The sequence below is a fragment of the Microbacterium sp. A93 genome (genome assembly GCF_051842835.1).
In genome coordinates this window covers 779,766-796,851 of sequence record NZ_JBPXMT010000001.1, presented here as the reverse complement: position 1 = coordinate 796,851, position 17,086 = coordinate 779,766, and the positions used below count along the sequence as shown (strand labels likewise).

The window sequence follows — 17,086 nt, the reverse complement described above, 5'->3', positions numbered from 1 at the left end:
CGGGTAAACGTTACGAGTGGGCGCTACTTGCTAGGTTCAGAGGATGCCACAACATGTGCTCTTCGACGCGGATGACGTCATCCAATTCACGCCCGGCGGGTGGGTCGCCGCGATCGAGCCGCATGTCGGTGCACGCGTCGATGAGTTCATCTCAGGTCTCGGGCCGATCGAAGCTCCGTCAATGATCGGCGCGGGGGAGTTCTTGCCCGCCCTAGGTGAGCGTCTGGTCGAATTCGGCTCAGCATCGACCGCGGCGACGTTGCATGCGGATGCCTGGTGCCGGATCGCGGTAGATGAGGCATCCCTCGCCGTGGTGCAGAGCGTTCGTCGCTCCGGTCTTGGCGCGCATCTCGGTACGAACCAGGGCAGCGATCGAGCCGCCTACATGCGCAGTGTGCTCAAATATGACGATCATTTCGACGAGAGCTTCTACTCGTGCGAGGTCGGCTTCGCGAAGCCCGATCCGCAGTTCTTCGTGCGTATCGCCGAACAACTGATGGCGGAGCCGCAGTCGATCCTGTTTATTGACGACCGCCAGGAGAACGTCGATAGCGCTTGTTCGGTCGGGCTACGAGGCATCCACTGGTTCCGCGAGGACGGCCACGACATTCTCCGGGAGGCGCTGCACGAGCACGGAGTGGTGCTCGCACCGGCGCTGCGCGGGTGAGCAGTACGCCGTTAGGTTGGACGCATGAGTGAGAACGTGATCAGGCACGTGCTGTTCGACGCAGACGGCGTGCTCCAGGACCCGCCTGGTGGCTGGTACGCGTTGATGGAGCCGTTTGCAGGGGAGCGCGCCCGCGAGTTCTTGCACTACACGTGGAAGCACGAGAAGCCCTCGCTGTCCGGTAACGGCGACTATCGAGCGCTGCTGGCTGAGGACCTGCGTACCTTCGCGATCGAAGCATCCGTCGACGAGATCCTCGCGGAGGTCTGGTTCCGGATCGAAGTCGACGACACGTCCCTCGATCTTGTGCATCGAGTTCGCGCGCTGGGTCTCGGCGTGCACCTCGGCACGAATCAGGATGTGCTCCGTGCCGAGTACATGCGTGAAAACCTCGGCTACCAGGAGCGGTTCGACACGTGCTTCTATTCCTGCGACGTCGGCGTCGCGAAGCCTGATCGAGGATTCTTCGATCATGTCGCACAGCAGGTGGGCGCTGACCCCGCAGAGATCCTCTTCATCGACGACAGCGAGGCCAACGTGGAGGGCGCCCGTGCGGCCGGTCTCGCCAGCATCCATTGGTGCATCCGCGATGGTCATGACGTCCTGCGGGCAGCGCTTGCGACCCACGGCGTCCACGTCTGATCGACAGCTGAAACAGACAATCCCCCTCCAGTGTTGCCGGAGGGGGATTGTCTAATCCGATGAGGATGCTTACGCGCGAGCGGCCTCCGAGACGCGACGTGCGGCAGCCAGAGCCTGCTCCAGGTCGGCCTTGAGGTCCTCGATGTTCTCGAGTCCCACCGACAGCCGTACCAGGCCCGGCGTGACGCCAGCGGTGAGCTGCTGCTCAGGCGAGAGCTGCGAGTGCGTCGTGGATGCCGGGTGGATGACGAGCGAGCGTACATCACCGATGTTTGCCAGGTGGCTGAACAGCGACAGGCTGTTGACGAACTCGCGACCGGCTTCGACGCCGCCCTTGAGCTCGAACGACAGCACAGCGCCGACACCCTTCGGTGCGTACTCGTTGGCCTTGGCGTACCAGGGCGACGAGGGGAGCCCCGAGTAGTTCACGGTGGCGACGTCCGTGTGGCTCTCGAGCCACTCAGCGATCTCCTGCGCGTTCTGCACGTGACGCTCGATGCGCAGCGACAGTGTCTCGATGCCCTGGATGAGGTTCCAGGCACTCTGCGGCGAGATGGCCGAGCCGAGGTCGCGCAGCAGCTGCACGCGGGCCTTGATGATGTATGCGAGAGCGTCGCCGACCGCCGTGGTGTAGACCGCCCCGTGGTACGAAGGGTCAGGCTCGCTGAGGCCGGGGAACTTGGCAGCGTTCTTGCTCCACTCGAACGTGCCGCCGTCGATGATCGCACCGCCGATGGTGGTGCCGTGGCCGCCAAGGAACTTCGTGACCGAGTGCACGATGATGTCGGCGCCATGCTCGAACGGACGAATCAGGTACGGTGTGGCGATCGTGTTGTCGACGATCAGCGGGAGGCCGGCGGCATGCGCGACATCAGCGATGCCGCGGATGTCGAGCACGTTGATCTTCGGGTTGCCGATGGTCTCGGCGAAGAAGAGCTTGGTGTTCGGGCGTACTGCGCCACGCCACTCCTCGATGTCGTCCTGGTTCTCGACGAACGTGACCTCGATGCCGAGCTTGGCGAGCGTGTACTTGAAGAGGTTGTACGTGCCGCCGTAGATCGAGCTGGACGAGACGATGTGATCGCCGGCCTGCGCGATGTTCAGCACGGAGAACGTCGATGCTGCCTGCCCGCTTGCGAGCACCAATGCTCCAGTGCCACCTTCGAGCGCGGCCAGGCGCTGCTCGAGGACATCCTGCGTGGGGTTCTGGATGCGCGTGTAGATGTTGCCGAACTCGGCAAGCGCGAACAGGTTCGCGGCGTGATCGGCGTTATCGAAGACATACGAAGTGGTCTGGTAGATCGGCGTGGCGCGCGCCTTGGTGACCGGGTCGGGTGCGGCACCCGAGTGAATCTGCTTGGTCTCGAAACGCCAGGTCTCAGCTGCGGACATGTTGATCTCCCTGGATCGGATTGAGGTCAGTGCGGCAGATGCCGCTTATGAGAGAGTACGTAATGGCCTCGCTGTCAACAACGCGCCGGAAATGTTACGTAACATCCGCGGACCCGGAAACGTCGTACGGTGGAGGCATGGTGATCAGGCGTGCAGTCGTGACCGGTGCAAGTTCAGGGATCGGGGAGGCCACGGTTCGTGACCTTCGCTCCCGCGGGTGGGATGTCGTCGGCGTCGCCAGACGCGAAGACCGGCTTCAGAAACTCGTCGATGAGACCGGCGCATCGGCCATCGCGTGCGATCTCACCGACGCGGATGCTGTCGCATCCCTCATCGTGAGCCTTGAGGAATCGGGCCCCGTGCACGCACTCGTTCAGATCGCGGGCGGCGCGCGCGGCACCGACCGGGTCGAGGACAGCAGTGTCGATGACTGGCAGTGGATGTTCGATGTGAACGTGCTTGCCACGCAACGGCTCGTGGCGGGTGTGCTCCCGTTGCTGCGTCGTGCCGCGGCATCCGATGGTCACGGTGACCTGGTCTTCGTGACGTCGACGGCCGCATACATCGCCTACCCGGGCGGCAGCGGCTACAACGCAGCGAAGGCAGCACAGTCGATGATCGTCAAGGTACTGCGCCAGGAACTCAACGGCGAGCCGCTGCGCGTCGTCGAGGTCGCACCCGGCATGGTGCACACCGAGGAGTTCACGCTCAACCGACTGCGAGGCGACCGACTCGGTGCAGAATCGGTGTACTCGGGTGTCGAAGACCCTCTCACCGCGCACGACGTCGCCGATGTCATCGGCTACGCCCTTGACGCGCCAGGACACGTGAACCTCGACCTGATCACGATGCGCCCGGTCGCGCAGTCTGCACAGCACCTTCTCGCGCGTGGCGAGCTGCGGGTGCGTAACGAGTCCGAGGGCTGATTCTTCGTGCTGGCCTGGTCACTGGAGGATCTGGCGGCGGAAGGTCAGATCGATCGAGGGTGGGCTGAAGCTCTCGCACCGGCCGCCGACATGATCCGCGAGCTCGGTGAACGTCTTCGCGTGGAGCAGGACGCAGGCCGGGAGTATCTGCCATCCGGCGATCGAGTGCTGCGCGCATTCCAGCAGCCTTTCGCCGACGTGCGCGTGTTGATCACCGGACAGGACCCCTATCCGACCTCAGGGCATCCGATCGGGTTGTCCTTCGCGGTGGATCGCCATGTGCGGCCGCTGCCGAGGAGTCTGGTGAACATCTATGCCGAGCGTGAGAGCGATGTCGGCATTCCACCGGCACCGCACGGTGATCTGACTCCATGGAGCGATCAGGGCGTACTGCTGCTGAACCGGGTGCTCACTGTGCGCCCAGGGGAGGCGGCATCGCACCGCGGATGGGGTTGGGAACAGGTGACCGAGCTTGCGATTCGCGCGCTCGTGGCACGTGAGCAGCCCCTTGTCGCGATTCTCTGGGGGAAGGATGCGGGGGGCCTGCGGCCGATGCTGGGCGAGACGGGAATCATCGAGTCTGCCCATCCTTCGCCGCTGTCCGCGCGACGCGGATTCTTCGGCTCTCGACCATTCTCCCGGGCGAATGAACTCCTCGCACAGCAGGGGGCTGACCCGATCGACTGGCATGTCGACGGAGACGATGCACGACCCGAGCCTGCTCCGGCACTATTCTGACTTCATGCAATTTGAACCCGGCGACCGGCGTCGACGGCTGCCGCGTCATCTGAGGGCCCCTGAGCCTGAGGCCGACACCTTCACATTCGTGATCAGGCCTGCGCGCATCGGCGACCTGCCTGACATTCGTGAAATATACAACCACTACGTCGCGAACTCAGTGGTGACCTTTGACGAGAAGCGCAGCACGCATCGATACTGGCGCGAGAAGTTCGCCTTGCTGACCAGACTCACCCTCCCGTTCCTCGTCGCCGTAGGCCCGTCGAATCAGGTCATCGGTTATGCCCTGGTGCAGCCATGGGCGAGCAAGACGGCATACCGCTATACCGTCGAAGATTCGATCTACCTCGGACCAGGCGCTGGCGGAAAAGGTCTCGGCTCTGCGTTGCTGCAGGCGCTGATCGAGGCCTGTGAACAGATTCGCCTGCGTGAGATCGTGGCAGTGATCAGCGACAGCGGCGCCGACGCATCGATTCACGTGCACACGAAACTCGGGTTCGTAGAAGTGGGGCGCATGGGCAGGGTCGGCTTCAAATTCGGACGATCTCTGGGGACGATCTACCTGCAGAAGTCGCTCAAGCCGAAGCCTGTCAGGTCGAAGCCTCGCCGCCGCGGACAGCACCAGGAATGACCGGGATCGCCGCCAGCAGCTGTTTGGTGTAGTCCTGCTGCGGGTGCCGCAAGACGTCCTTGGTTGTGCCGCGCTCCACGATGTGGCCGTCTTTCATCACAGCGACCGTGTCGCACAGGTTCTGCACCATCCCGATGTCGTGGGAGACGATGATCAGCGTCAGATCCTGCGTCGTCAGCAACTTTTCGAAGAGCTCCAGCACCTGGGCACGTACCGTGACGTCCAACGCCGACATCGGCTCGTCGCCGACAAGGATGCGTGGCCGATGCACGATTGCGCGAGCGATCGCGACACGCTGCCGCTGCCCACCGGAGAACTCGTGCGGGTAGCGGTCGGCCATTTCTGAATCCAGCCCGACCTGCGTGAGAACCTCGCGCACCCGCGCGCGACGATCGCCCTCGATACCCAGCGCCCACAGTGGCTCGGCGATGATCTGGCCGGCGCTCATCCGCGGGTCGAGCGAGGCGTAGGGATCTTGGAAGACGAGCCCGGTCTGGCGGCGCAGCCAGTGCAGCGCACGGGCAGAGCCCGTGGCATCCACCGCCTTGCCATCGATTGAAATCGAGCCGGCTGTCGGACGATCCAGGCCGAGCAACAGCCGGACCAATGTGGATTTTCCGGAACCGGACTCGCCGATCAGGCCGATGGATTCACCGGCCTCGATACTCAGATCGGTCGGATGCAGTGCGGTCTGAAAACGAGCGCGGTCGAACATCGTGCGCTTGGGTACGGGGAAGTCTCGGCGCAGTCCGCGCGTTTCGATGAGGCTCATGCGTCACCGCCATCAGGGCGCCACAGGGTCGCCGTGGCATCGCGCAGCAGCCCCTGTGTGATCGGCGAGACCGGGGCGGTGAGCAGCGTCGTCACCGGGGCCGCTTCGATCACCCGACCGTGTTCGAGCACCACACCATGCGTGGCAACCTGAGCGAGCACGGCAAGGTCGTGGGTGATGAACATCAGCGACATGCCCTGTTCTTCGACGAGCGACAGCAGAAGCCGCAGGATATCGGCCTGGATCGTGACGTCCAGCGCGGTGGTGGGTTCATCAGCGATGAGTAGCCGCGGACGGCAGGCGAGAGCCATGGCGATAGCCACGCGCTGACGCTGTCCACCGGAGAGCTGATGCGGGAACTTCTGCACGATGGATTCCGGATCGGGCAGGTGCACGCGTGCAGCCTCTTCGATCGCCCGCTCGCGCGCCTCGCGTTTGCTCGCGCCGGTGTGGATGCGCACGGACTCGGCGATCTGCCTGCCCACGGTGCGGATCGGATTGAGCGCGGTGCGCGGCTCCTGGAACACGATGCCGATGTCGTCGCCCCGGAAACGTGCCAGCTGCTTGTCCGGCATTCCGATCAGCTCGGTGTCGTTCCAACGGACGCTGCCGCTGGAGGTGGCGCCGTCGGGGAGGAGACCGAGTATGGCGAGGGCAGTGACAGACTTGCCGGATCCGGATTCGCCGATCAGGCCAAGGCGTGCACCGTCTGGCACCTCGAAGGAGATGCCGTCGATGATGCGGCGTCCGTCGATGTTGACGACGAGATCCTGCACGACGAGGCTCATGCGACCACCGCCGGGGTGTGTGTCTCTGCCGCGCGGTGCTGCAGCGTCGGGTCGGTCGCTTCGCGCAGCGCATCACCGAGCAGGTTCAACGCCAGCACTGTGATCGTGATCGCGAGTCCCGGCCAGATGACCGAGAGCGGATGGATGCTGATGTACCGCTGCAGGTCGGCCAGCAGGATGCCCCATGAAGGCTCTACGATCGACGCACCGAAGCCCAGGTAGGAAAGACCGGCCTCGGCGAGCACCGCGACCGCCATCGACCACGACAGCTGCACGATGAAGACCGGCGCGACGTTCGGCAGGAGATGACGCACGAGGTTCTGCGATGTCGTGAGGCCGCAGGCACGCCCGGCGAGCACGAAGTCGCTCTGCTGCACGCGGCGCAGTTCAGGGCGAGTGACTCTGGCGATGTTCACGCCGAATCCGATGCCGACCGACCAGATCACGACCCACAGCGATCCGCCCCACACCGACGAGATCATCATCGCGATGATCAGCACGGGAAACGCGATGAGAATGTCGACGAGGACCGCGATGGTCTCGCGCATCCACCGGAACGTGAGAGCGCCGAGCGCGGCGAGGGTGATGCCGACGACGGTTGCGACGATTCCGGCGCCCACGCTGACGAAGACTGTGGTGCGCGATCCTGCCATGACGAGGCTGAGGATGTCTCGGCCGGTGTTATCCGTACCCAGTAGATGCGGCCAGCCTGGCGCCGCCCAGCGGCCTCGGATATTGGTCTCGAGCGGGTTGAACGGCGTCCAGAACACCGAGACAAGGGCGACGACCGCGATCACGGCGACCGTGATCAGGCCGAAGCGGCCGGTCGCGCTGCGGAAGAGCGTGCGCAGCCAACGGGGCATCAGGCGGCCTCTCTCTGTCGCGGGTCGACGAAGTGGTGAGTGAGATCGACGATGAAGCCGATGATGAGCACGAGTCCGGTGAGCACAAGCAGTTCGCTCTGCACCTTGATCAGGTCGCGTGTGCCGACGTCAGCGACCAACATCCGCCCGATGCCAGGAAGCGTGAAGAGCTGTTCAATCACCACGGAGCCGACGATGATGCCTGCCACCTGGAGACCCAGCACCGTCACGATCGACAGGCCCACGGCGGGGATGCCGTGTTGGATGAGTGCTCGGTTGCGGCTGAGTCCTTTTGCGGCGGCGGTGCGGACGAAGTCCTGACCGCGCGCCTGCAGGGTCGCGCTGCGCACGAAACGCAGCAGCATTGCGCCCTCGACGATGCCGATGGTCAATGCGGGGAGCAGGAGCGAGCGAAACGCCTGCCACGGCTGAGACCAGCCGCCGCGGGGGAAGCCCTGCGCCGGCAGCCAGCCGAGCCAGATGGCGAACACTACGATGAGCATCATGCCCGCCCAGATCACCGGGACTGCGGCCAGAGCCTGCGCAGTGACGCTGAGGGCCGTGCCACCTGCGCGACCGCGAAACAGCGCCGAGAGCACGCCGAACGGGACCGCTATCAGCAGCGCGATCACCAGAGCCATGATTCCCAGCGGCACAGTCACCTGTGCCTTCTCCGCCAGCTCTTCACCGACGGAGGCACCGCTGAGCTGAGAGGTGCCGAGATCTCCGGTGAGCACTCCGCCGATCCACTCGCCGTACTGCGCCATCAGCGGACGATTCAGCCCGAGCGATTCACGCAGCGCTTCCACCGTCGCCGGCGTCGCCTGCGTCCCCGCGATCAGCTGAGCGACGTCTCCGGGGAAGACGCGCAACGTCAGAAAGATGAGCACGCTCGACACGAGGAGCCCTGCGATCAGCAGGACCCCTCGTGTGAGCGTGTAGCGGATCACTCGTGTTTATTCTGCGGCGACGGTGATACCCGCGAGGTTGATTCGCGAGTTGATCGAGTCTTCGGGGAAACCGGTCACGATTGGGCGCACGGCGGTGATGGTCTCACCGGTGTAGAGCCAATCAGCGGCGTGATCCTCGGAGACGAGACGCGCAGCCTCGGCGAGAAGCTCGGCGGAGGAATCTTCATCGATCTCGGCGAGGGCTTCGGCGTACAGCCGCTGCACCTCCGGGTTGTCGTAGTTGAAGTAGTAGTCCGGGTTTGCGAAGTTGCCGAAGTCGCGCGGCTCGACGTGCAGCACGAAGCTGAGCTCGTAGTCCTTGTTGGTGTAGACGTCTTCCAGCCAGGTCGCGAACTCGACCGGCTCAACCTCGAGGGTGACGCCGACCTTTGCGAAGTCGGAGATCAGCACCTGCGGCACAGTGGTGCCGTAGAAGGACGGAAGCGTGAGGGTCAGTTCCAAGTCTTCCTGCCCAGCTTCCGCAAGCAGCTCCTTGGCGCGCTGCGGGTCGTAGGGGGCGAGATCTGACAGGTCTTCGTAGCCGGGGTCAAGTTCGGGGATCGGACCGTACTGTGTCTGACCGGCGCCGACTGCCTCGATGAGCGCCTCGTGATCGATCGCCAGACGCAGCGCCTCTCGCACACGGACGTCGTCAAGCGGTGCCTTCGTGTTATTGAACGCGAGGGTTCCCTTGTCGGTGGTGCGGCCCTTGGTCAGCAGGAACTCGCCGGAATCTTCGAGCTCGGGAGCGAGGTTGGGGTCGACGGCGGTGAGTACGTCGAGGCTGCCGTCGAGCGCGGCATTGACACCCGCGGTGAAGTCAGGGATGTACTCGAAGACCACCTCGGCGACGCTGGCAGGTTCGCCCCAGTAATCGGCATAGCGAGCGAACGTGATCGCGCTGCCCTTGCTCCACTTCTCCAGCGTGAACGGGCCCGTCCCGTTCTCTGCGCTCTGCAGATCGGTGGTATCGCCGGACTGGAACACGAGTCCCGCAGGTCCGGTCAGGGTGAAGAGGAAGTTCTGGTTCGGTTCGGTCAACGTGATGACCACTGAGGTGGCATCCGGTGCCGCGATCGACGCGATGTGAGCGAACTCAGCGAATCCCTGCAGCGTTTCGTCGGTGCGAACAGCTTCATAGGATGCCACGACATCCGCAGACGTGAGTGCGGTGCCGTTGTGGAACGTGACCCCCTCGTTGAGTGTGAATGTGTAGGTGAGACCGTCTTCGGAGACCTCGTAGTCGGAGGCCAGGGCGGGCTCGATGGTGTTGTCCTGCGTGCGGGTGACGAGGCCCTCGTACACGTTGTCGATCAGAATCTGCTCGATCGCTGCACCGCTGGTGTGCCGGATGTCGAGGTTCGTCGGTTCGAGAACGAGGCCGACGGTGAGCGTGGCGTTTAGATCTGGCTCGCCAGTGGAGGTCTCCACTGGCTCAGGGCCCGAACCGGCGCAGGCTGTCAGGATGACGGCGGTCGCGGCGAGTGCGGAGATGACGGCAAGGCGTCTGGGGCGTCGGAACATGAAGTGCGGGATCCTCTCGGTGCGGCAATTGCTGTGTTGCCGATTCGGTAGAGCCTAGGGAAGGGCAGTCAGTGTGATCAGAACAGTGGAATACGGCGTCGCATTCCTCAGACGGGAGCGTTCACAGTTTCGCGGATGAGGTCGGCAAGCTCACCAGGTGCGGTCTCCTGCACGTTGTGGGTGGCGATGAGGGTGATCACCCGGGCGGTCGGTACACGGCGCTGCAGTTCGGCACCATCTTCTTCGCTGACGAAACCCGAGGTGGCACGCACGAGCGTGATGGGCGCCGTCGCTCCGGCGAGGTCATCCCAACCGGTGGTGGCGAGGATCGCCGGCGCGGCGTTGTCGGTGGTGTCCGCTGCCAGCGCACGGGCTGCGAGGTGAGCGAAATGGTGCTTCCACTCGATACGCCCGTCCGCCCGTACGCGCGTGTTGAGAAAGACCCCGCGTTCGGTGTCGGATCGCGAGCCACCGAAACCGAGCGAGATCGCACGATCGACCAGTTCATCGCGACTCGCGAAATCGGTGGGGCCCTCGTAGAACTTACGGAGCACGGCTGGCCCGCCGGAGGTGTCGATGCCGGGGGTGATGTCGACGGTGACCAACTCACGCACCAGATCAGGGCGAGTGAACGCCACGGCTGCAGCCGCGAGCCCACCGAGCGACTGGCCGACCAGCACCTGCGGCTGAGATGTCCACTGCTCGAGCGCGATCACGACATCGGCGGCGAGGGTGCGCGCCGAGTAGTCAACGTCGTCGCGCCAACTGGAGTCGCCGTGGCCGGCGAGATCGATCGCGAGAGTCGGCTGCCGCAGCAGGAGGGCAGTCGTGTCCCAGGTGTGGGCATTGAGGCCAGCGCCGTGCAGCAGCGTGACGGTCGGAGCATCCTCGCCGTAACGGAGCGCACTCAGCTCGCGGCCGTCAGGAAGTGTCAGCGTGAGGCGCGTGACAGGAACCACCTCCACGCCGAGCGCCTGTGCCTGGTGCGGAAGATAGCTGAACTCATCGGTTTCTGTCGCCACGTCCATATTCTCACCCTCACACCCGGCTTGCAGGAAATGCCAGATCAAAATGACACGTAATAAGCGGCACATACGGTGCAGAAATTTCTTAAAATCTAGTAAAAACTTGTCATATTGCATTTTCTGCGAATCGAGCTCTGTCAGCGACTCGTCCTATCATGGAGCCATGAGTGAGACGCGAGTACATCTGTCCAAGACTGAGCCGACGGCCTATCAGGCGTTAGACGCATTCTCCCGCACTGTAGGCGAGATTTGTGCGGCGAACGGGATCGATGACCGGCTGAAAGAGCTCGTGATGATTCACAGTTCACAGCTCAACGGCTGCGCCTATTGCACGCGCGTGCATGTCGATCGTGCGGCCGCGGCGGGCATCGACGCCGATACCCTCACCCAGATCCCCACCTGGCGAGAGAGCGGAGTCTTCTCTGACCGTGAGTGCGCGGCACTGGAACTTGCCGAGGCGTTCACCTTCATTCACGAGGACGGCATCCCGGACGAGGTGTACGACAAGGTTGGCAGTGTGTTCACCGAGAAGGAGTACGCGGCACTGAGTTGGGCGTGCATTTCTATCAACGCCTTCAACCGTGTTGTCATCGCCGGTCGTTACCCGGTTCCGGCACGCTCTGCGCAGGTGACCGAGTGACGGTCATCCAGGTCGATGGTGTCTTCAACGTCCGCGATGTCGGCGGGATGCCGACCGAGAGTGGGCGAATTCGCGAGGGCAAGCTCCTGAGATCGGGAAGTCTCGTTGCAGCGACAGACACGGGTATCGCTGAGTTGCATAAACGCGTCGCTCACGTCGTCGATCTGCGCGACGGAAAGGAAGTCGCTGCCGCGCCCTCGGCGACGAAGACCATCGCGACCACCCATCTGCCGCTTTTCCTCGGATCTGTTGCGTCGTTCTTTGACAACGACCTCAGCCTCGAGCAGATGTACCGTCAGCTGCTCGAGGAGAGTGGTGAACGACTCGTCGATGCGATCCGCGTGATCGCACGCGGCGAATCGACGCTTGTGCACTGCACCGTTGGCAAAGACCGCACAGGCGTCACCGTCGCGCTTGCGCTCGCGGCCGTCGGCGCAGATCGAGATGCGGTGATCGCCGACTACGCACTGACCGCGTCACAGCTGCCAGAGGAGCGAAACCGAAAGATCGTGATGTTCCTGGAGACACAGCATCCCGAAGCGAAACACGCGGTAGCGCTGGCGACGCTGTCGCCGGCCGAGGTCATGCGGAGCATGCTGGACGAAGTTGATGAGCGCTGGGGTTCGGCGGCTGAATACCTCACCATGAACGGGCTTACGGATGCCGAACTCGCAGATCTGCGAACCGCGCTGGTGGAGGACTGACCGCGACCAAGGTTAGGCAACCCTTCATCGGTGGTATGCTGGGGGAATCATGACGACCTCCACCTTCGTTCGCAGCGGACGCGCCCAGCGCCGAGCCGCACGTCTGAGTGCCCACCACCTGGTGACGGCGGACGAGAACTCCCTGGTGGAACTCGAGGTCTTTCTGGCAACGCTTCCGCTGTGCGCATCTGGTCGAGTGTTCATCGAGGTTCCTGAGGTGAGCGACATCAGCGTGGTCGATGTCCCCGCCCGAATGACGGTCACGTGGCTCGCGCGCTCATCGCGCTCCGGTGCACCGGGAACCGGCCGCTCCTGCGCACCGGGTGCGGCTCTGGCGCGGGCCACCTGCGCGTGGGCGGATGAGATGCTGTGCGACGACGAGAAGCCCACACGGGTGACGCTGCTCGGCGGCTACCTGGGCACCGCCGACATTGTCGAGCACCTCACTGATTCGCTCGACGTTCCGATCTCTATGATCCACACGCCGGAGCGTTTCGGTCTGCTTTCGACTGACCGCTGATCTCACGTTCGGTGCCGATCGCTGAGCAACGTTCAGTGCCGACCGCTGATCAACGTCAGCGGCGCACGTAGTTTCCGTCTTCGAGCCCCGCTTCGATCTCAAAGCGGTTGCGCAGCGGATTGCGGCCCGCGAACAGATAGAGCAGCGGCATCAGGAATCCGTAGCGCAACCACTGCGCTTTGTGCACGGCTTCGTGTCGCAGAACGGCGTCGCTCGGGTTCTTATCGCCAGTCAAGAAGCATCCGCCGACGCACACCCCGCCGCGATTGAACGACCACTGGGGCATACCGCGAAATACCCACAGGCCCTGCCGGCGCTCAACGGGGCCGGTGCTCCACAGAGAGCCCCACACCCAGCCGACCGTGGTTCCCCATGCGTAACCGAGCCGACTGATCGGCGAGCGCAGCAGGAACGAGGGGATGCGGCGATCGAAGCGCTGTCCGCGCGCGAGTGCTGCCTCCGCGGCCGGGCGCCAGTCTGCGCTCACGCGACGGCGCCGACGAGTCGCAGGATCGTGCCGAGGTCTTCCATCGCGTCCGTTGGTGACCGCGGCGCGAAACCGGCGATGGTTGCACCGGCCAGAGGAATACGTGCACGCAGCGCGCGGACAGCCGCGGAGAGCACAGCTGCGCTGGTGCCGAACGGTGCGGCGGCGGAGACCCCAGCGATCTCGGCGGGGTCGAGCACGTCGACATCGATATGCACCCAGACCCGCTTTGCGCCGGTGGCGGCGACGGCATTGGCCAGAGCATCGATGTCGGTGAGATCGTCGACGCTCAATCGAGTGAGTGTCGCGAGCGGAGCTTCCTCCGCATCGTCGATGACGCGCGCGCCGACGAGGACCACACGATCGTTCGAGATCGCGGGGGAGAGCGCGAGCTGCGGTTCGCCTTCGCCGAGGATGCTGCGCAGCGCCATACCCGAGTACGCGCCGGATGATGAGGTCTCGGGCGCCTGGAGGTCGGGATGCGCATCGCACCACACGATGGCGAGGTCATCGTGTTCAATCGCACTCAACGCGGCGACCGTGACACTGCAGTCACCACCGATGATGACGGTGTCCGGCGCCATCGCATCGGCGACGAGAGCGCGAACCCGCTGAATCGAGCTCAGTCGGTGCACGCCGGTGCCGAGCGAGTCGCCCGCTTCGATCGGCACGTCGAGAACCGTCGTGGCGCTGCGGGGAAGATCACCGGCAATGGCGGATGCGCCGTCGACGAGCAGCATCGCACGTGCGGCAGGCGAACCCTGCCATTGCGGAACCACCAGGAATTTGGCCACGAGGACCTCCAGAAGTAAAAGGAGGATGCCCCGGGCACACCGGCCCGGGGCATCCGGAGTCTCAGGACTCGAGCTGCGACTGCGGCTTGCCGGCCTTCAGCTCAGCAAGACGTGCTTCGACCTCGGTGAGCTCACCGAGATCTTCGAGGCTCTCGAACTGTGCGTCGAGGCTGGAAGCGGCAAGCTCCACCTTGCCGGCAGCGAGGGCCTCCTGGCGGCGGACCTTGTCCTCGAAGCGGCCGAGCTCACTGGTCGGGTCGAGCACGTTGATCGACGAGACGGCATCCTGCACCTTGGTCTGTGCTTCGGCGACCTTGGCACGAGCCAGAAGTTCGCTGCGCTTGTTCTTCAGCTCGCCGAGCTTGTCCTTCATGCCGTTCAGCCCGCTCTTGAGCTTGTCGACGACCTCGGTCTGTGAGCTGATGGTCGGTTCTGCACCGACCGCCTCACGCTCGGCGCTGATCTGACGCTGCAGCGCGATCTTGGCGAGGCTGTCGAACTTGTCGGCGTCGCTGGCGTCGCCTGCTCCGCGCAGTTCGTCGGCCTTGCGGCTTGCCGCGAGTGCCTTGTTGCCCCAGTTCTTCGCAGACTGGACGTCTTCTTCATGGTCACGCTCGAGCAGGCGCAGGTTCCCGATGGTCTCGGCGATCGCTGCCTCGGCGTCGGCGACGTTATTGGTGTAGTCGCGCACGAGCTGATCGATCATCTTCTGCGGGTCTTCCGCAGAGTCGATCATCGAGTTGATGTTGGCCTTCATCAGCGTGGAAATGCGACCGAAGATGGACTGTTTGGTCATTGTGGTTCCTTTCGGTTGAAACGGAGTCTTTTGAGGTCGTGCACGTCGTGAGAATAGGGGACTGATTAGAAGCGACCCCCTCCGGAGCGTCCGCTGCGGCCGCTGGAGCGACTGCCGCTAGAACGACTTCCGCCACCGAAGCCGGAGCTGCGGAATCCGCCGCTGCTGCCACTGGAACGCCAGCTGCTGCGGTGAGAGGAACCACTGCTTCCACCGCCGGAAAGCAGGCCGCCGATGATGCCACCGAGGATATCGCCGCCCAGGCCGGAGCTGTTCGATCCGCCGGACGAACCGCCGAAGATGCCGCCGCTCCAGCTGTTGTCCTGGTACTGGTTGCGGTTGTAGCCGTTGACATCCGCCTGCGCCGAAGAACGTGCCTGCCGCGCCAGATCGAGCGCCCGTTGCGCCTCGTTGAGAGCTGCCTGCGGATCGCTCGCGCGAAGACTCTGCGCCTGCGCGAGGGTCGCCTCCGCCTGGGACAGCCTTGTGCGGGCGGTGGATCCGACGGAGCCACGCCGCGTCTCGATGTAGTCGCGCACGCTGCGGACGTCTGAGGTGGCCTGTGTCAGAGTCTGCTCGAGCATCAACTGCGTCCGCTGTGCGCGCTCGACCGTCTCTCTGCCCTGGGCAATCGCGGCGTCGATCTGCGTGTTCGCTGCAGTGAGCGCTTCGAGCACCCGCTGGGGGCTGCGTGCAGAACCGGTGAGGTTTGCCTCTGCCTGCTGCAACTGGGTGGCGGTCGCGGCGGTAGCGGCAGCGATCGCTCCCGCGGTATCCGGTAGCTGCTGAGCAGCAGCGAGATCGCCGTGCAACTCGGTGATCAGTGCCCGTGCCTGCTTCTCGCTTTCAGCAAGTTCTGCGCCGAGAGCATCGATGGCGTGTGTCAGCTGCACGGCTTGGGCGACGGCCTGCTCAGCTGTGCGGATCGCGAACGCCGCTTCGCCAGTGCGTCCTTCAACAATCGCCTGGGCCGCCGTGTCGATGGACCGGTCAGCGAGCGCCGCGCGCTCCTGCGCCTGGGCGGGGTTATCCGTGATCGTGCTCAGCGCTTCTGCGTCGTAGGTGGCTGCCAGTGTCGCAAACGCCGGCGCTGCGCTCTCCAGAAGCGGCTGCAGCTGTGCACGTTCGCTACGGACCCGCTCGAGCTCTTGCGGCGCGTTCTGCTCGAGTTTGCGGAGTGCGTCGAAGGCCTCGGTGTTGTCATCGAGGACGTCATCGATCTCATCGCAGAGTTGAATGATGCGGATATGCCAGGCCCGACGATCATGGATCGTGTCTTCGATCTCGTCGTCGAGCTTCTGCTTGAGGTCGAACGCCTCCGACATCTTGGTCTTGGCAGTCTCGATGGCTCCACTGAACGCAGCGGTCGCGCCCTCGCCGTATTGCGCCACCGCGAAGCCGAGTTCCTCACGGCTTGAGGTGATCGCATCGTCAGCCTGCACGAGCGCGGAACCCGCCTCGGTCTCGACCTGCTCGTCAGTCATCGTCGAGAACGGGTTATTGGGGTCGGGCGTTTCCGGCATGGCGCCGCGCTTGCGAATCACGGCATTCTTACGAGCTCGTCTGATCAGCGCGACGATCAGCCAGATCACAAGCGCCAACACCACGATGCCTGCGAGGATCAAGAACACGCGCACCATGCCAGCGCCTCCGTCGCCCTGAATCTCATCGGCGGCGAGGATGATCGCACCGTGCCAGTCGCTCTGCGCGAGCAGGGGCTGGATCTTCTCCTCGATGTCGTCGAGCTTGCTGTAACTCAGTGGCCCATCTTCGGCGGCGGAGATGTAGTAGTTGCGCCCCTCGCTCGAGATCGCGAGCAGGTACTGTTCCGGGCCGAGGTTGTTGATCTCGGCCACTTTGTCGGCCCACGCGGTGTACTCGGATGGCGAGGTGAAGTCATCCACCAGCACGACGAAGAGATCTGCTGTCGAATTTTCGGTGAGCTCCTGCAGGCGGTCTTGCGCAGACTGGTTCTCGCTGGCGCTCAATACACCCGCAGCATCTGTCACGTAGCCAGGATCCAGCGGGAGCGGATCAGTAGCGAATGCCGCTGGCGCAGAGAAGGCTCCGAGCAGAGCAACAAGCGTCACCGCAGCCGCAGTCAGCCACCTCGTCTTCATAACTGTTCCCCTCCGACCGGCAGCCGTGCCCATGCAACGAGTCTATGCACAGCGGCCGACACGCGACAGCATCCAACGCGTGAACTTCGTTCGCCATCAGCGCAGAC

At 64.1% G+C, this 17,086-nt stretch carries 19 protein-coding genes; 8 read left to right on the top strand and 11 right to left on the bottom strand.

The genetic code is table 11. The features are described from left to right. Window positions 1-43: 43 nt before the first annotated feature. Window positions 44-667, top strand: a complete 624-nt coding sequence (locus ACSU1G_RS03990; protein WP_439278590.1) for an HAD-IA family hydrolase — start codon at window positions 44-46, stop codon at window positions 665-667. Window positions 668-691: 24 nt separating this feature from the next. After that, window positions 692-1,309 carry an HAD family hydrolase gene (locus tag ACSU1G_RS03985; protein WP_439278589.1) on the top strand — a complete coding sequence of 206 codons (618 nt, stop codon included), beginning with the start codon at window positions 692-694 and terminating at the stop codon, window positions 1,307-1,309. Between the two features lie 69 nt (window positions 1,310-1,378). Here ACSU1G_RS03985 and ACSU1G_RS03980 read toward each other — a convergent pair whose 3' ends face one another. Continuing rightward, a complete protein-coding gene (locus ACSU1G_RS03980; protein WP_439278588.1) occupies window positions 1,379-2,701 on the bottom strand; it encodes a bifunctional o-acetylhomoserine/o-acetylserine sulfhydrylase in 1,323 nt (440 codons plus the stop codon). 137 nt (window positions 2,702-2,838) lie between these two features. Between ACSU1G_RS03980 and ACSU1G_RS03975 the strand changes: the two genes are divergently transcribed. Genes ACSU1G_RS03975 through ACSU1G_RS03965 form a run of 3 tightly spaced genes read left to right on the top strand, consistent with a single transcriptional unit; the run spans window position 2,839 to window position 4,996 of the window. Then, window positions 2,839-3,627 carry an SDR family oxidoreductase gene (locus tag ACSU1G_RS03975; protein WP_439278587.1) on the top strand — a complete coding sequence of 263 codons (789 nt, stop codon included), beginning with the start codon at window positions 2,839-2,841 and terminating at the stop codon, window positions 3,625-3,627. Window positions 3,628-3,636: 9 nt separating this feature from the next. Continuing rightward, the gene (locus ACSU1G_RS03970) at window positions 3,637-4,365 is read left to right on the top strand and encodes a uracil-DNA glycosylase (protein WP_439278692.1); all 729 of its coding nucleotides are present in this window, start codon (window positions 3,637-3,639) and stop codon (window positions 4,363-4,365) included. Between the two features lie 4 nt (window positions 4,366-4,369). Continuing rightward, window positions 4,370-4,996: a GNAT family N-acetyltransferase gene (locus ACSU1G_RS03965; RefSeq protein ID WP_439278691.1), complete on the top strand. Its 627-nt coding sequence runs from the start codon at window positions 4,370-4,372 to the stop codon at window positions 4,994-4,996. Here ACSU1G_RS03965 and ACSU1G_RS03960 read toward each other — a convergent pair. From ACSU1G_RS03960 to ACSU1G_RS03935, 6 genes are all read right to left on the bottom strand, one after another. Next, a complete protein-coding gene (locus ACSU1G_RS03960) occupies window positions 4,956-5,768 on the bottom strand; it encodes an ABC transporter ATP-binding protein (RefSeq protein ID WP_439278586.1) in 813 nt (270 codons plus the stop codon). The genes ACSU1G_RS03965 and ACSU1G_RS03960 overlap by 41 nt on opposite strands. Then, window positions 5,765-6,556 carry an ABC transporter ATP-binding protein gene (locus ACSU1G_RS03955; RefSeq protein WP_439278585.1) on the bottom strand — a complete coding sequence of 264 codons (792 nt, stop codon included), beginning with the start codon at window positions 6,554-6,556 and terminating at the stop codon, window positions 5,765-5,767. Before ACSU1G_RS03955 ends, ACSU1G_RS03960 begins: the two co-directional genes overlap by 4 nt. Beyond that, complete coding sequence (locus ACSU1G_RS03950; RefSeq protein WP_439278584.1) at window positions 6,553-7,419, bottom strand: ABC transporter permease; 867 nt, start codon at window positions 7,417-7,419, stop codon at window positions 6,553-6,555. Before ACSU1G_RS03950 ends, ACSU1G_RS03955 begins: the two co-directional genes overlap by 4 nt. Further along, the gene (locus ACSU1G_RS03945; protein ID WP_439278583.1) at window positions 7,419-8,369 is read right to left on the bottom strand and encodes an ABC transporter permease; all 951 of its coding nucleotides are present in this window, start codon (window positions 8,367-8,369) and stop codon (window positions 7,419-7,421) included. Before ACSU1G_RS03945 ends, ACSU1G_RS03950 begins: the two co-directional genes overlap by 1 nt. A gap of 6 nt (window positions 8,370-8,375) precedes the next feature. Next, entirely contained in the window at window positions 8,376-9,893 is a 1,518-nt protein-coding gene (locus ACSU1G_RS03940; RefSeq protein WP_439278582.1) for an ABC transporter substrate-binding protein, read from the bottom strand. A 107-nt stretch (window positions 9,894-10,000) separates the two neighbouring features. Next, entirely contained in the window at window positions 10,001-10,921 is a 921-nt protein-coding gene (locus tag ACSU1G_RS03935; RefSeq protein ID WP_439278581.1) for an alpha/beta fold hydrolase, read from the bottom strand. A gap of 160 nt (window positions 10,922-11,081) precedes the next feature. Between ACSU1G_RS03935 and ACSU1G_RS03930 the strand changes: the two genes are divergently transcribed. From ACSU1G_RS03930 to ACSU1G_RS03920, 3 genes are read left to right on the top strand one after another with little or no spacing between them, the layout of a single operon-like run. Then, complete coding sequence (locus ACSU1G_RS03930) at window positions 11,082-11,558, top strand: carboxymuconolactone decarboxylase family protein (RefSeq protein WP_439278580.1); 477 nt, start codon at window positions 11,082-11,084, stop codon at window positions 11,556-11,558. After that, the gene (locus ACSU1G_RS03925; protein WP_439278579.1) at window positions 11,555-12,262 is read left to right on the top strand and encodes a tyrosine-protein phosphatase; all 708 of its coding nucleotides are present in this window, start codon (window positions 11,555-11,557) and stop codon (window positions 12,260-12,262) included. The genes ACSU1G_RS03930 and ACSU1G_RS03925 overlap by 4 nt, the downstream gene beginning before the upstream one ends. Window positions 12,263-12,311: 49 nt before the next feature. Beyond that, on the top strand, window positions 12,312-12,782 hold the full coding sequence (locus ACSU1G_RS03920) for an SIP domain-containing protein (RefSeq protein ID WP_439278578.1): 471 nt from the start codon (window positions 12,312-12,314) through the stop codon (window positions 12,780-12,782). Between the two features lie 55 nt (window positions 12,783-12,837). Here the strand turns inward: ACSU1G_RS03920 and ACSU1G_RS03915 are convergent, their stop codons facing one another. The 4 genes from ACSU1G_RS03915 to ACSU1G_RS03900 all read right to left on the bottom strand — a co-directional run bounded on the left by ACSU1G_RS03915 (window position 12,838) and on the right by ACSU1G_RS03900 (window position 16,979). Then, a complete protein-coding gene (locus ACSU1G_RS03915) occupies window positions 12,838-13,269 on the bottom strand; it encodes a Fe-S oxidoreductase (RefSeq protein ID WP_439278577.1) in 432 nt (143 codons plus the stop codon). Next, window positions 13,266-14,063, bottom strand: a complete 798-nt coding sequence (locus ACSU1G_RS03910; RefSeq protein ID WP_439278576.1) for an arginase family protein — start codon at window positions 14,061-14,063, stop codon at window positions 13,266-13,268. The genes ACSU1G_RS03915 and ACSU1G_RS03910 overlap by 4 nt, the downstream gene beginning before the upstream one ends. Window positions 14,064-14,124: 61 nt before the next feature. Then, a complete protein-coding gene (locus tag ACSU1G_RS03905; protein ID WP_439278575.1) occupies window positions 14,125-14,859 on the bottom strand; it encodes a PspA/IM30 family protein in 735 nt (244 codons plus the stop codon). Between the two features lie 65 nt (window positions 14,860-14,924). Beyond that, a complete protein-coding gene (locus tag ACSU1G_RS03900; protein ID WP_439278574.1) occupies window positions 14,925-16,979 on the bottom strand; it encodes a TPM domain-containing protein in 2,055 nt (684 codons plus the stop codon). Window positions 16,980-17,086 lie beyond the last annotated feature (107 nt).